The sequence below is a fragment of the Georgenia sp. TF02-10 genome, assembly GCF_022759505.1.
GTDB lineage: Bacteria > Actinomycetota > Actinomycetes > Actinomycetales > Actinomycetaceae > TF02-10.
This window is the reverse complement of sequence record NZ_CP094289.1, coordinates 2,025,776-2,039,436: the sequence shown is the minus strand read 5'-3', so window position 1 is coordinate 2,039,436 and position 13,661 is coordinate 2,025,776. Positions and strand designations below refer to the sequence as shown.

General features: G+C 73.3%; 13 protein-coding genes, 2 pseudogenes and 1 riboswitch. Of the genes and pseudogenes, 11 read left to right on the top strand and 4 right to left on the bottom strand.

Going from position 1 to position 13,661, the window contains the following annotated elements; all coding sequences use genetic code 11:
• Window positions 1-132 precede the first annotated feature (132 nt).
• The 3 genes and pseudogenes from MF406_RS09205 to MF406_RS09195 form a co-directional block, all read right to left on the bottom strand.
• Window positions 133-394 (bottom strand): annotated as a pseudogene (locus tag MF406_RS09205) (Txe/YoeB family addiction module toxin).
• 115 nt (window positions 395-509) lie between these two features.
• A pseudogene (locus MF406_RS19090) lies at window positions 510-641 on the bottom strand (type II toxin-antitoxin system Phd/YefM family antitoxin); the annotation flags it as partial.
• Window positions 642-692: 51 nt separating this feature from the next.
• Window positions 693-1,724, bottom strand: a complete 1,032-nt coding sequence (locus MF406_RS09195; protein ID WP_242892207.1) for an IS630 family transposase — start codon at window positions 1,722-1,724, stop codon at window positions 693-695.
• Between the two features lie 431 nt (window positions 1,725-2,155).
• Between MF406_RS09195 and MF406_RS09190 the strand changes: the two genes are divergently transcribed.
• From MF406_RS09190 to MF406_RS09150, 9 genes are all read left to right on the top strand, one after another.
• Complete coding sequence (locus MF406_RS09190; protein WP_242892206.1) at window positions 2,156-2,434, top strand: type II toxin-antitoxin system Phd/YefM family antitoxin; 279 nt, start codon at window positions 2,156-2,158, stop codon at window positions 2,432-2,434.
• 9 nt (window positions 2,435-2,443) lie between these two features.
• On the top strand, window positions 2,444-2,866 hold the full coding sequence (locus MF406_RS09185) for a type II toxin-antitoxin system VapC family toxin (protein WP_242892203.1): 423 nt from the start codon (window positions 2,444-2,446) through the stop codon (window positions 2,864-2,866).
• A 116-nt stretch (window positions 2,867-2,982) separates the two neighbouring features.
• Window positions 2,983-3,648 carry a ribulose-phosphate 3-epimerase gene (gene rpe / locus MF406_RS09180; protein ID WP_242892200.1) on the top strand — a complete coding sequence of 222 codons (666 nt, stop codon included), beginning with the start codon at window positions 2,983-2,985 and terminating at the stop codon, window positions 3,646-3,648.
• Between the two features lie 205 nt (window positions 3,649-3,853).
• The gene (gene putP, locus MF406_RS09175; protein WP_242892185.1) at window positions 3,854-5,362 is read left to right on the top strand and encodes a sodium/proline symporter PutP; all 1,509 of its coding nucleotides are present in this window, start codon (window positions 3,854-3,856) and stop codon (window positions 5,360-5,362) included.
• A gap of 53 nt (window positions 5,363-5,415) precedes the next feature.
• Window positions 5,416-5,546: riboswitch (FMN riboswitch) on the top strand.
• A 383-nt stretch (window positions 5,547-5,929) separates the two neighbouring features.
• Complete coding sequence (locus MF406_RS09170; protein ID WP_305852946.1) at window positions 5,930-6,766, top strand: ABC transporter permease; 837 nt, start codon at window positions 5,930-5,932, stop codon at window positions 6,764-6,766.
• Between the two features lie 123 nt (window positions 6,767-6,889).
• Window positions 6,890-7,942 (top strand): ABC transporter substrate-binding protein, encoded by a 1,053-nt coding sequence (locus tag MF406_RS09165; RefSeq protein WP_242892183.1) that lies wholly within the window; start codon window positions 6,890-6,892, stop codon window positions 7,940-7,942.
• A gap of 9 nt (window positions 7,943-7,951) precedes the next feature.
• Window positions 7,952-8,215, top strand: coding sequence for a phosphoribosyl-ATP diphosphatase (locus tag MF406_RS09160; RefSeq protein ID WP_242892180.1), 264 nt, complete (start codon window positions 7,952-7,954; stop codon window positions 8,213-8,215).
• Window positions 8,216-8,379: 164 nt separating this feature from the next.
• Complete coding sequence (hisG, locus tag MF406_RS09155) at window positions 8,380-9,228, top strand: ATP phosphoribosyltransferase (RefSeq protein ID WP_242892177.1); 849 nt, start codon at window positions 8,380-8,382, stop codon at window positions 9,226-9,228.
• Window positions 9,228-9,668, top strand: a complete 441-nt coding sequence (locus MF406_RS09150) for a PH domain-containing protein (protein ID WP_242892174.1) — start codon at window positions 9,228-9,230, stop codon at window positions 9,666-9,668. The genes hisG and MF406_RS09150 overlap by 1 nt, the downstream gene beginning before the upstream one ends.
• Before the next feature lie 28 nt (window positions 9,669-9,696).
• Here the strand turns inward: MF406_RS09150 and MF406_RS09145 are convergent, their stop codons facing one another.
• Window positions 9,697-11,079, bottom strand: coding sequence for a DUF3866 family protein (locus tag MF406_RS09145; RefSeq protein ID WP_242892172.1), 1,383 nt, complete (start codon window positions 11,077-11,079; stop codon window positions 9,697-9,699).
• Between the two features lie 208 nt (window positions 11,080-11,287).
• Between MF406_RS09145 and ligD the strand changes: the two genes are divergently transcribed.
• The gene (ligD, locus tag MF406_RS09140; protein ID WP_242892170.1) at window positions 11,288-12,355 is read left to right on the top strand and encodes a non-homologous end-joining DNA ligase; all 1,068 of its coding nucleotides are present in this window, start codon (window positions 11,288-11,290) and stop codon (window positions 12,353-12,355) included.
• A gap of 231 nt (window positions 12,356-12,586) precedes the next feature.
• Complete coding sequence (locus MF406_RS09135; RefSeq protein ID WP_242892167.1) at window positions 12,587-13,651, top strand: ATP-dependent DNA ligase; 1,065 nt, start codon at window positions 12,587-12,589, stop codon at window positions 13,649-13,651.
• Window positions 13,652-13,661: the final 10 nt, after the last annotated feature.

The window sequence follows — 13,661 nt, the reverse complement described above, 5'->3', positions numbered from 1 at the left end:
CCCCTCGGAGTGAGAGTTCAGCTCCGCAGACGTGCTCGCGCCACCGGTGCCGGTGCGGGCCCGGACCGTTGATCCGTTCGTCCCAACCTTCCGGCCGGTCGCCGAAGTAGTCGCGGCCCGCTCCCGCGGTGGTCAGTCTCCGTAGTGGTAGCGGCAGGCGGCGATGCGGATCTCATCGCCCTCGAACTTGTACACCAATCGGTGCTCATCCGTGATGCGCCGAGACCAATAGCCACGGTAGCCGTGCTTGAGCGGCTCCGGCTTTCCTATACCTTCATGGACATTCTGTTCGACGTCCTTGATGAGGACGTTGATCCACTTGAGCACTCTGCGGTCCTCGGCCTGCCATCGGACATAGTCCGCCCCAAGCGGTCTCGGCCCACGCGCTCCTCATTCCAGGAGGTCTCGGGCGACCCCGGACCCCGCCTCCAGCTCCTCGATAGAACGAAGGAACGAAGCAGGCGGCGAGCGTTCGCCGGGCTGCGCAGAAGGTAGGCGCTCTCCTTCAGGGACTCATAGTCCTCGAGGGGAACGATGACCACGGGTTCGCGACCGGCACGGGTGATCACTACCTCCTCGCGGTCGTCAACGACAGCGTTGAGGATCTCCGCGTAGCGAGCACGGGACTCCGAGTACGACATGGTGCGGCTTACCCCCTTCCGCTTGACGTATAGCCCGGATAGATCAAAAGCTCACTCCAGGCGGTAGGGGAACTTGTTGCCGCGGATGAAGCCTTCGAACGCGGTCCTGGTCTGGTCGAAGGTGGCGCGCTGGATGTTGCTTATGCTGGTTTTTGCTTCGCCCCAGACGTGCTCGATCGGGTTGTGGTCGGGTGCGTAGGGCGGCATGTGGATCAGGTGGATGCGTTCGAGGAGATTGCCTGGTCCGAGGTGGGCCCGCAGGGCTTTGGAGCGGTGCCAGGCGGCGTTGTCCCACACGATCACGATCTTCTTCTTCGGGTGGGCGGCCGTGAACGCGGTGAGGGCCTCGATGATGGTGTCGCTGTTCTGCCAGTCCAGGCGCCGCAGGTCCACCTTCCCGTCGTCCTGGTGGAGGAACCCGATGTAGCTCTGGGCCTGGCGCTGGCGGTCGACCTCGATGCGGGTGGTGGTTCCGGCCATCTGCCAGGCCCGGCGCAGGATGGCCTCGTGCTCGATGCGGACCTCGTCCGCGGCCACCACGATGGTGTCCGGGTCGGCCAGGTGCGGGGCGATCTCCTGGTGGATCTCGGCCATCCGCTTGGCGATGGTGGCCTCGTCGCCGCGTCGCTTGTCCACCGCTTCGGGCTTGTGGAAGGTCATCCCGGCCATGTGCAGGAGGAAGTGGTAGGAGCTGTCGGACTCGTAGACCACCTCGAAGTGGTTGTGCAGCCAGGACGCCAGGTTCGGTACGTCCCAGAACTGCGCGGGCAGTCCCTGCTCCGAGGGTGGGGAGGCCAGGATCTGGGCTACCTGGGCGCGCTGGTCGGCGGTGAGCTTGGAGGCGTTCAGGTTCTCGGCGTGACCGGTGTGCACCGACGCCAGACGCATCTTCTGCCAGTCCCTCACCCAGGCCCGTACCGTCGAAGGCCTGCGGTCGACAAACCTGGCGACCGTGCCGATGTCGACGTTCTCGTGCAGCAGCATCAGCGCTTCTGCCTTGAGCCGCATCAGCTTGTACGGCGCTTGCTCCTTGTACTTCATCAGGATGGACCACTCGGTACCGTCCAGCTCGATCAACGTCATGCACCAATAGTAGTAATCAGGCGCCCAATCCTGGGGAAGCGCGCCGCGACACGCCCACAACCTTTCGCAGATCTCGCATGGGGCGACACGCCTCAGCCGTTCGTAGCTCTCGCCCCGGGTCAGGAATCAGTTCTTGTCTTATGGCCGCTATACGTGAAACTGTACGTTGCGGGCCGTTGACTGGCGAGGAGGCCCGCGCAACCTTCCGCTGCGACATCCTGAGCGCAACCCTGCGGGGTGACTCCCTCAGCACGGCCCTCCGCGGTGACTCCCTGAGTCAGCACGGCCCTCCGCAGCGACTCCCTCGGCACTGGAGGCCTTCCGGCAACAGCAAGCCCCCTGCCGCCGCTCGGCCCCCGGCCTGGGACAGAGCCCGAAGGGGACCGCATGCTCACAGCAGGCGCACCAACGTGACCACATAGTGCTACCGTGTGACCACGAACGAGGAGGCCGGGATGACGGTGGTCGGTATCCGGACCCTGAAGGCACAGCTGAGCTCGTATGTCGACCGCGCACGCTCCGGCGAGGTCGTGGTCGTCACCGACCGAGGGCGTCCGGTCGCTCAGCTCGCGCCGCTCACGGGCGAGAGCCTCGTCGAGCGTCTCGTCGCGGAGGGCGTCGCTAGCCGCCCGTCCGGCCCGACAACCCTTCCTCCGCTCATCAGGGCGGCGGGTACGGTCAGTGACCTGGTCGTCGACCAACGGCGCTGACGAGCGCGCATGCTCCTCTACCTCGACACGTCTGCCTTCGTGCCGCTCATCGTCGAGGAGCCATCATCGGCGAGATGCCGGCAGCTCTGGCAGGAGGCCGACATCCGTTGCTCATCGCTGCTCGTGCACGTGGAGGCGGCCGCCGCCCTCGGTCAGGCGAACCGGATCGGGCGCCTCACGGCACACCAGCTCGGCACCGGTCTGCAGGCTACGGACACCTTGCTCAGCGCCATGGTCCTGATCTCGGTCACCCCCGAGACCACCACGACGGCGGCCGCGCTCGCCGTCGAGCAGGGGCTGCGTGGCTACGACGCCGTGCATGCTGCAACGGCACTGTCCGTGGCGTCGGCGGACACTGCGGCCGTCTCCGGCGACAGGACGCTGCTGGCGGCCTGGTCGCGGCTTGGTCTGACGACCATCGCCACGAGCTGAACCCGGACCTGACAGTCCTCCGCGGAGCAACACGACGGCGAGTGGTTCCCGAACCTGCGCCAGCAGAGCCCGCAGCGCGTCCCGGCCCCGCCCACCGGCCTCGCTACGCTGCCCCGGTGAGCATCCTGATCGCGCCGAGCATCCTCAACTCCGACTTCGCGGACCTGCGCGGGGAGCTGGCGAAGATCGCCGGCGCGGACTACGCCCACGTGGACGTCATGGACAACCACTTCGTGCCCAACCTCACCCTCGGCCTGCCGGTGGTCGAGTCGATCCTGCGGACCAGCCCCGTCCCGGTGGACGCCCACCTGATGATCGAGGACCCCGACCGGTGGGCGCCGGCCTACGCCGAGGCGGGCTGCGCCTCGGTCACCTTCCACGCCGAGGCCGCCGTCGCCCCGGTGCGGCTGGCCCGCGAGCTGCGCAACCAGGGCGCCCGCGCCGGGCTGGCGCTGCGGCCGGCGACGCCGGTCGAGCCGTACCTAGACCTCCTGCCGGAGCTCGACATGCTGCTCGTCATGACTGTCGAGCCCGGGTTCGGCGGCCAGCCCTTCCTGGACGCCATGCTGCCCAAGATCACCCGCGCCCGCCGGGCCATCAGCGCCGCCGGGCTGGACGTGTGGGTCCAGGTCGACGGCGGCGTGTCCCGCGCCACCATCGAGCGGGCCGCCGACGCGGGTGCAAACGTGTTCGTGGCCGGCTCGGCGGTGTACAAGGCCGACGACGCTGCCGCCGAGGTGGACGCGCTGCGCGAGCTCGCCGCCCAGGCCCACCGGCACTGACCCGGCGGGGGCCGGACCCGGCCCACCCTTGGTTGGCCCACCCGTCCTGCGTGATCAGTCCTGCCCACCCGTCCTGCCCGGTCAGTCCTGCCCACCCGTCCTGCCCGGTCAGTCCTGCCCTCGGCCGGTCCGCCGACCAGGGAACATGTCCTGACCGCGCAGCGGCAGGTAGCCTCGGCCGCCATCCGTCCCGAGGAGGACCACCATGAGCGACCAGGCATTCCAGGCCGTGGCGATGATCGTCTACTTCGGCGGCATGCTCCTGATCGGCTGGTACGCCTACCGGCGCACCAAGGACCTGGGCGACTACATGCTCGGGGGCCGGGACCTGGGCCCCGCCGTCGCCGCACTGAGCGCCGGCGCGTCGGACATGTCGGGCTGGCTGCTCATGGGCCTGCCCGGCGCGATCTACGCCGCCGGCCTGGTGGAGGGCTGGATCGCCGTCGGGCTGACCGTGGGCGCGTGGCTGAACTGGCGCTTCGTCGCCCCACGGCTGCGCGGCTACACCCAGGTCTCGAACAACTCCATCACCATCCCCAGCTTCCTGGAGAACCGGCTCAAGGACCGCTCCCGGCTGCTGCGCGTCGCCTCCGGCCTGATCATCCTGACGTTCTTCACCTTCTACGTCTCCTCCGGCATGGTCGCCGGCGGGGTCTTCTTCGAGAGCTCCTTCGGTATGGAGTACCGCCACGGGATGCTCCTCGTGGCCGCCGTGACCGTCGCCTACACCCTCTTCGGCGGGTTCCTCGCGGTCTCCTACACCGACTTCGTGCAGGGCCTGATGATGTTCCTGGCCCTCATCGCCGTCCCGCTCGTCGGGCTGTCCGCCACCGGCGGGCCCGGCGGCGTGATCGCCTCGGTCCGCGAGGTGGACCCCGCGCTGCTCAGCGCCACCAGCACCGCGACCGTCATGGGCGTGGTCTCCGCCCTCGCCTGGGGCCTGGGCTACTTCGGCCAGCCGCACATCATCGTCCGGTTCATGGCCATCCGGTCGGTGCGCGAGGCCACCTCTGCCCGCCGCATCGGGATCGGCTGGATGGCCCTGTCCGTCCTCGGCGCCATCGCGACGGCGCTCGTCGGGGTGGCGTACTTCCAGCAGCAGGGCCTCACCCTGGACGACCCGGAGACGGTCTTCATCGCCCTCGGGCAGATCCTCTTCCACCCGCTGCTCGCCGGGTTCATGCTCGCCGCGGTGCTCGCCGCGATCATGTCCACCGTCTCCTCCCAGCTGCTGGTCACCTCCTCGGCGCTGGTGGAGGACCTCTACCGGATGGTGGTGCGCTCCAACGCCAGCGACCGGTTCCTCGTGCTGCTCGGCCGCGGCGCGGTGCTGCTGGTCTCCCTCGTCGCCGCGGCCATGGCGTGGACCCAGAACGACACCATCCTCGGGCTGGTGGCCTTCGCCTGGGCCGGCTTCGGCGCCGCGTTCGGCCCGACCATCCTGCTGTCGCTGTACTGGCGCCGCCTCACCGTCGCCGGCGCCCTGGCCGGCATGGTGGTCGGCGCCGTCGCCGTCGGGATCTGGGGGAACGTCGACGGCGGGATCTTCGACCTGTACGAGATCGTGCCCGGCTTCGTCCTCAACCTCCTGGTCGCCGTGGTCGTCTCGGTGCTGACGCACCGGCGCAACCCGGCGATCGAGGCGGAGTTCGACGCCGCGCTGGCGATGCTGGAGAAGCAGGAGAAGGAGGAGGAGGAGGCGCTGGAGGCCTGACCGCGGCCGCCGGGACCGCGACCCCCGCCCGCGCGTTACGATGGCGCCGAAGCAACGTGCTCCGGGGTCGGTGAGAGTCCGAACCGGCGGTGACAGTCCGCGAGCCGCGCACCCGCAGGGGTGCCGGTTGACCTGGTGGAACTCCAGGACCGACGGTGAAAGTCCGGATGGGAGGCAGCACGCGGCACGCCGCTGGCGTGCCGGCTCGGTCGCGCACCCGCGCCGCCCGGGCGACCCCGGTCCACGTCGGAGACGGACCGGGAGGACCTGGTGGGCAACCAGCACCTGTCGACGACGCCGCCCGCGTCGGGCCCGGGCGCGCACCCCGGTCGTGACGACTACCCGCGGACCGCGGCCGGCGGTGACCGGCTGGCTGCAGGCCAGCGGCACGCGCCGACCGTCCACCGCGCCCACGACGGCGACAACCCCGCCCAGTCCAGCAGCCCCACCACGGACGGCGAACCTGCGCAACTTGGCCACCCCGCGCGGCCCGACCCCTCGCGGGCCGGCGACCGCCCCGCCGACGGCGGCCGCTCACGGGCCGGCGACCGTTCCGACGGCGGCCGCGTGCCGGAGCCCCACCGCCGCCCGCCCGCCGCGGGCACCCGCGCCGGCCGGGGCGCCCGGTCCCGCCGGGCCGCCGGAACCCGGCGGGGCTCCCGTCCCGGCGGCCGGCTCGGCGCCGCCCTCACCCTCGCCGTCGTCCTCGTCCTGGCCTGGGAGGCGCTGGCCCGCTCCGGGCTGGTGCCGGCCTACGCCCTGCCGGCGCCGAGCGACGTCGCGGTGCGCCTGGTCGAGGACGTCACCACCGGCGGGCTCGGGCGCTACGTCCTGCCCACCCTCACCGAGGCGGCGCTCGGCTGCCTGGCCGGGGCCGCCGTCGCCCTGCCGCTGGCCTACCTCATCTTCCGCAGCCGGTGGGCGTCGGCCGCCCTGGAGCCGCTGGTCGCCGCCTCCCAGGCCATCCCGACGGTCGCGCTGGCCCCGCTGCTGGTGATCTGGCTCGACTACGGCCTGGCGCCCACCGTGTTCCTCTGCGCGCTGCTGGTCTTCTTCCCCATCCTCCTGTCCACCGTCCACGGCCTGCGCACCCTGGACCCCGACGTCGTGGCCGCCGCCCGGCTCGACGGCGCTGGGGAGTGGGACCTGCTCCGCGCGATCGAGCTCCCGCTCGCCCTGCCCAGCGTGCTCACCGGCCTGCGCAACGGCTTCACCCTGTCGGTGACCGGCGCCGTCGTCGGGGAGTTCGTCATGGGCGGCCAGGGCCTGGGCATGCTGCTCGCCACCCGCGGCAACAGCCTGGACACCACCGGACTGTTCGCCGCCCTCGTCGTGCTGTGCGCGCTGGCGATGGCCATCTACGGGGTGCTGACCGCGATCGAGCGCCGCGTCGCCGACCGCTGACGACGACGGCGCCCACCGTCCGCCCGCCGCCACCGACCAGCCCCGCCAGCCGACCGACCACTCCGCCTCCCGCCCGCCACCGCCCCACCACCCGACCACCCACCGCCGACCCAGGAGTACCCCGTGCCCCAGCACCGCCGGACCGCCCGCACGGCCGCCGTCGCCGCGGCCCTCGCCGTCGCCGCGGCGCTGACCGCCTGCACCGGCGCCGGCCGCCCCGGCGCCGGCGCCGGCGAGACCAGCGCCAGCCCCACCACCGAGCCGCCCGCGGACGCCGAGGCGCTGACGATCGGCCTCACCTACGTCCCGGACATCCAGTTCGCGCCGTTCTACGTCGCCGCCGAGCGCGGCTACTACGCCGACGCCGGCCTGGAGGTGACCCTGCGCCACCACGGCCAGAGCGAGGGCCTGTTCACCGCCGTCGCCCAGGGCGAGGAGGACCTCGTCGTCGCCGGCGGGGACGAGATGCTCCAGGCCCGGTCCCAGGGCGTGCCGCTGGTCGACGTCGCGACCCTCTACCAGGACTACCCGGTGGTCCTGATCGTGCCGGCGGACTCGCCCATCACCGCCCCGGCCGACCTCGCCGGCCGCAGCGTCGGCATCCCCGGCCCGTACGGGGAGACCTACTTCGGCCTGCTCGCCCTGCTCGCCGGCGCCGGCCTGACCGAGGAGGACGTCGACGTCGAGCACATCGGCTACACCCAGCAGACGGCGCTGGCCACCGGGCACGTCGACGCGGTCATGGGGTTCGTCAACAACGACGCCGTCCGGTTCGCCCAGGCCGGCACCGAGGTGCGCACCGTCCCGCTCGGCGACGTCCCGCTCGTCGGCGTGGGCCTGGGCGTGCTGGACAGCACGGCGGAGGAGCGCCCGGACGCCGTGGCCGCCGCCGTGGCGGCCACCCTGCGGGGGGTGGCCGACGTCGCCGCGGACCCGGCGGCCGCCGTCGACGACGCCGCCGCGCACGTGCCCGACCTCGCCCGGCCCGAGCAGCGCGAGACCGCGCTGGCCGCGCTGGAGGCCACCGCGCCGCTGTACGGGGCCGAGCCCGGCGCCCAGGACGGGGAGCTGTGGACCCGGATGGCCGGCTTCATGGCCGAGCACGATCTGCTGGCCGGCGACGTCGACCCCGCAGCCGCCTGGACGGCGCGGTTCCTGCCCGCGGCCAGCAACTAGGCTGCCCGGGTGAAGTCCTTCGAGTCCCTCTTCGCCGAGCTGACCCACAAGGCCCAGACCCGGCCGGCCGGGTCGGGGACGGTGGCCGAGCTCGACGGCGGGATCCACGCCATCGGCAAGAAGGTCGTGGAGGAGGCCGCGGAGGTGTGGATGGCCGCCGAGCACGAGAGCGCCGAGGCCGCCGCGGCGGAGATCAGCCAGCTGCTCTACCACCTGCAGGTGATGATGATCGCCCGCGGCCTGACCCTGGAGGACGTCTACCGGCACCTGTGACGCCGACGGCGGCCCGGGCGCCGTCGGCCTCCGTCGCCGGCCGCTGTCGGCCCCGTCCCCCCGGCCTGCCGTACGGCTGCCGGACGACGGCCGGACCGCCCACCACCCGCCCGCCACAAGCGCCGCCAACCCCAACCCCACCCACCGAGCAAGAGAGAGACCAAGTGCTGCGTGTCGCCGTGCCCAACAAGGGGTCGCTCGCCGAGCCGGCCACCGAGATGCTCCGCGAGGCCGGCTACCGCCAGCGCCGGGACGGGCGCGAGCTCGTCCTGGCCGACCCGGACAACGACGTGGAGTTCTTCTTCCTCCGCCCCCGCGACATCGCCGTCTACGTGGGCTCTGGCACCGTCGACGCCGGCATCACCGGCCGGGACCTGCTGCTGGACTCCAAGGTCCGGGCGGTGGAGCACCGCCCGCTCGGCTTCGCCACCTCCACCTTCCGCTTCGCCGCGCCGGCCGGGGAGATCACCGACCTGGACCAGGTCCGCGGCAAGCGCGTGGCCACCAGCTACGACGTCCTCGTCGGCGCCTACCTGGCCGACCACGGGGTCGACGCCACCGTCGTCCACCTCGACGGCGCCGTGGAGTCCTCCGTCCAGCTCGGCGTGGCCGACCTCGTCGCCGACGTGGTGGAGACCGGGACCACCCTGCGGGCCGCCGGGCTGGAGACCTTCGGCGAGCCGATCCTGCGCTCGGAGGCGGTCCTGGTCCGCCGGCCCGGCCCGGCGGACCTGCCCGCCGGGCTGGCCGTGCTGGACCGGCGCCTGCAGGGGGTGCTGGTGGCCCGCCAGTACGTGCTGATGGACTACGACGTGCCGGTCGAGCACGTCGAGGCCGCCGTCGCGATCACCCCGGGCCTGGAGTCCCCGACCGTCTCCCCGCTGCACGACGGCGGCTGGGTGGCGGTGCGGGCCATGGTCCGGCGCACCGAGACCAACCGGGTGATGGACGACCTGTACGACGTCGGCGCCCGGGCCATCCTGGTCACCTCCATCCACGCCTGCCGGATCTGATGACGGCGGACCTGCACGCCCCGTTCCGCGCCCGGGCGGCCCGCACCGTCACCTGGGTGCTCGGCGTGCTCACCGTGCTCGGCGCGGTGGCGGTCATCGTGCTGCTGCCGCTGTCCGGGGCGGTGTTCGGGCTGGGCGACCAGGCCGGCACCGCGGCCCTGGCCGCGCTCATCTGCTGGTTCCTCTGGCGCCAGGGCAGCGTGCGCGCCGACCCCGGCCCCACCGGGCTGCGGGTGCGCAACCTCGTCCACACCCGGCAGGTGGACTGGGCCGAGATCGTCGCGGTCACCTTCGGGGAGGGGAACCCGTGGGTGCTGCTGGACCTGTCCGACGGCGACACCCTGGCGGTCATGGCGATCCAGCGGGCCGACGGCGACCGGGCGCGCGCCGAGGCCCGCCGGCTCGCGACGCTGGTCGCGCTGCACGAGCCGCGGGACTGACCCGGCTGGTCTGGTCCGGCGTCGCGGCTCAGCCGGCGGCCACCCGGGCGGCGTGCACGCCGGCGACGGCGGCCGCCAGGAACGCCGCCGGGTCGGCCGCCAGCCCGCGACCCATGGTCGACAGCCGCACCGGGCTCGCCGCCAGCGCCTCGGCCAGCCCGGCGGTGGAGACCTCCACCAGCCGGTGCTTGCCGGTGGGGGCGCCGAGGGGCGCCGCCTGCTCCCGGACCAGGCCGGGCAGGTCCGCCGGCAGCGCGGCCTCCAGCCCGCCGCCGCCGTCGAAGCGCGGCACGACGACGTCGGCGGGCGCCAGCGCCACCCGGCCGTAGGCGGTGAGGGAGTGGTGGGACACCCCCCGGTGCCGCTCCCGCGGGTCCGCCCCGGACACCCGCAGGGACGCCACCGGCGTGCCGCCCAGGGTGGCGACGGCGTTGACGGCGTCCCCGCACACGGTGCCGGAGAACCCCCACCGGGTGCCGGTGCCCAGGTTGCCCGGGCCCTGCGCGACGACGACGACGTCGGCGCCGAGGACGAGGCGGGCGGTGAGCAGCCCGGAGTGCAGGCTGACCGCCTCGTGGTCCCCGCCGAAGGCCTGCCCCACGGTCACCGAACCGCAGAGCCACCCGGCGGCGCGCAGCCCGGCCAGGGAGCGGGAGAACCAGGCGGGCAGCGCCCCGCCGTCGGTCATCACGTAGGCGACCCGCGGCTCGCCGGCGGGCCAGGCGGCGCGGACCCCGGCGACGATCGCCGGGACGGCGGAGTGCAGGTCGGCGACGACGACGGGCAGCCCGGCGAGGTCGTCCGCGTCGCGGAGGAGGTCGTGGTGGGGCGACTCCTGCTCGTCCGCGCCGAGCACCATGGCCTGCTGCGGGGTGTACCGGGCCTTGACCAGGTGGCCGGGGCCGGGCGGCGGGTCTGCCGGCAGGCGGTCCGGCAGGGCCACGACCATCGCGTACCCGCCGGTGCCCAGGCCGCGGGCCAGGGCGGCGGCGGAGAGCAGCACCCGGTCTCCGGGCGCGGGCGTCCCGACGAGGGCGGGGTAGGCCAGGGCGCGGACGAGGGTGCCGGGCGGGAGCGGGTCTGGTGCGGGGCCGAGCGACGCCGGGTCGGCTGCCACTGGGCCGGCCGGCGCCGGGTCTGCGGCTGGCGGCCCGACCGGCGCCTGGTCGGCGGGTGCGGGGCCGTCCAGCGCCTGGTCGGCGGCCGCCGGGCCGACCGGCAGCGGGTCGGCAGCCGCACTGCTCGGCGTCTGGTCACCGTGCCGCGCGGCGAGCTCGACCTCGAGCTCCTTCGCCCCCTCCCACGCGGCGCCCAGCCCCCGCACCACGCCCTCGCGCCAGACCATCGTTGCCGTCGTCTTCGAGGACGCCGGGCGCCGTCGAGCGCCCGCCGCCCGGTCGTCATGGTCCACGTGGACCTTCTACCACAGCGGCGGTCGGCGGCTGCTGTCCTGGGCAGGACCTGCGGCTGGCACGAGGCGCCCGCACGGCACGGGCGCCGTGCGCAAGACCGACCAGCGGGCCGGGGAGTGCCGCTCGTCAGTCGCCCCGCGGGCATGGCCGGCCTGCTCGAGCATCCAGGAGCCATCCCGCTCGACTCCGGCACGGTAGTTTCGCGCCATGGCAGCGTCGCGCAGTCCCGCGCTCGAGATCGACGTCGGCGGCCGCACCGTGCGGGTGACCAACCCGGACAAGGTGTACTTCGCCGAGGTCGGCATCACCAAGCGCGAACTGGTGGAGTACTACCTCGCCGTCGGGGACGGCATCCTCCGCGCCCTGCGCGAGCGGCCGGTCACCCTCGAGCGCTGGCCGGACGGCGTCCACGAGAACGTCAAGCGGGCCACCCGGGCCGACCCGCACGGCGACGCCTTCTTCCAGAAGCGCCTGCCGACCAAGGGCGTGCCGGACTGGGTGGAGTCCGCCCGCATCGCCTTCCCCAGCGGCCGCACCGCCGACGAGCTCTGCCCCACCGAGCTCGCCGCCGTCGCCTGGGCCGCCAACCTGGGCACCATCACCTTCCACCCCTGGCCGGTGCGCCGGGCGGACGTGGACCACCCCGACGAGCTGCGCATCGACCTCGACCCCCAGCCCGGGACCGCGTTCGCCGAGGCGGTCGCCGTCGCCGCTGTCGCCCGCGAGGTGCTCGCCGAGCTCGGCTGGACCGCATACCCCAAGACCTCCGGCAACCGCGGCATCCACCTGTACGTGCGGATCGCGCCGCGGTGGACCTTCACCGACGTGCGGCACGCGGCGATCGCCTTCGGCCGCGAGCTCGAGCGCCGGCTGCCGGGGAAGGTGACCACCAAGTGGTGGAAGGAGGAGCGCGGGGAGGCGATCTTCGTGGACTACAACCAGAACGCCCGCGACCGGACCATCGCCAGCGCCTACAGCGTCCGGCCGCTGCCGCACGCCCCCGTCTCGGCGCCGGTCACCTGGGACGAGCTGCCCGCGGTGGATCCCCGCGACCTCACGGTGCGGACCATGCCGGCCCGGTTCGCCGAGCTGGGAGACCTGCACGCCGGCATCGACGACGTCGCCCACGACCTCACCCCGGTGCTCGAGTGGTACGAGCGGGACGAGCGCGAGCACGCCCTGGGGGACATGCCGTACCCGCCTGAGTACCCGAAAATGCCGGGGGAGCCGCTGCGGGTGCAGCCGTCGCGGAAGCGGCGCGACCCCGGGGAATAGCGGATTCGACCGAGCCGGGTGGGGCAGGACTGGCCGGGCAACTCGCCGCCGTCGACGGGGAAGCTACCAGGCCGGGCCAGTGCGGCAACCCGGTCGGTAGGCAGGCGACCCGGTCGGTTGGCGGGCGACCCGGTCGGTTCGCGGGCGACCCGGTCGGCCTACCCGGCCGCCGTCGGCCCGGAACGAGCCTCTCCCGGGACGTGCACGCACGGACAGGGCAGGATCGGTGCCATGGACCTCCCCGTCATGCCGCCGGTCGCGCCGATGCTGGCCAAGTCCGTCCCCGAGATCCCCGACCTCGGGCACACCGAGCCCAAGTGGGACGGCTTCCGCACGATCATCTTCCGCGACGGCGACGAGGTCGTCCTCGGCAGCCGCAACGAGCGGCCGATGACCCGCTACTTCCCCGAGCTCGTCGAGGCCGTCCGGGCCAACACCCCGGCCCGCTGCGTCGTCGACGGGGAGATCGTCGTCGTCGCCGGCGACCGGCTCGACTTCGACGCCCTCCAGCAGCGGATCCATCCGGCGGCCAGCCGCGTCAACCTGCTCGCCGAGCAGACCCCGGCCTCCTTCGTCGGCTTCGACCTGCTCGCCCTGGACGACGCCGACCTGATGGGCCAGCCGTTCCGGGAGCGTCGCTCCCGGCTCGTCGAGGCCCTCGCCGACGCCGCCGACCCGGTCTTCACCACGCCGGCGACGGCGGACCTGGGCCAGGCCCACGAGTGGTTCCGCAGCTTCGAGGGCGCCGGGCTCGACGGCGTCGTCGCCAAGCCGCTCGACGGCACCTACCAGCCGAACAAGCGGACCATGTTCAAGGTCAAGCACGAGCGCACCGCGGACTGCGTCGTCGCGGGGTTCCGGTGGCACAAGAGCGGGGATGTGGTCGGCTCGCTCCTGCTGGGCATCTACGCCGACGACGGCCGGCTCCAGCACGTGGGCGTCTGCGCCTCCTTCCCGATGGCCCGGCGCCGGAGCCTGCTGGACGAGCTGGCCCCCTACCGGGACGTCGACCTCGCCGAGCACCCGTGGGGCTCCTGGGCTGACCAGGAGGCGCACCAGCACGGGCGGCTGCCGGGAAGCGTGAGCCGCTGGAACGCCAACAAGGACCTGTCCTTCGTGCCGCTGCGCCCCGAGCTGGTCGCGGAGGTGGCCTACGACCACATGGAGGGCAACCGGTTCCGCCACACCACCCAGTTCCGCCGCTGGCGCCCGGACCGGGACCCGGCCTCCTGCACCTACGACCAGCTCGAGGAGCCGGTGCGGTTCAACCTGTCAGACATCCTCGCCGGCGGGTAGTGAACGTGGG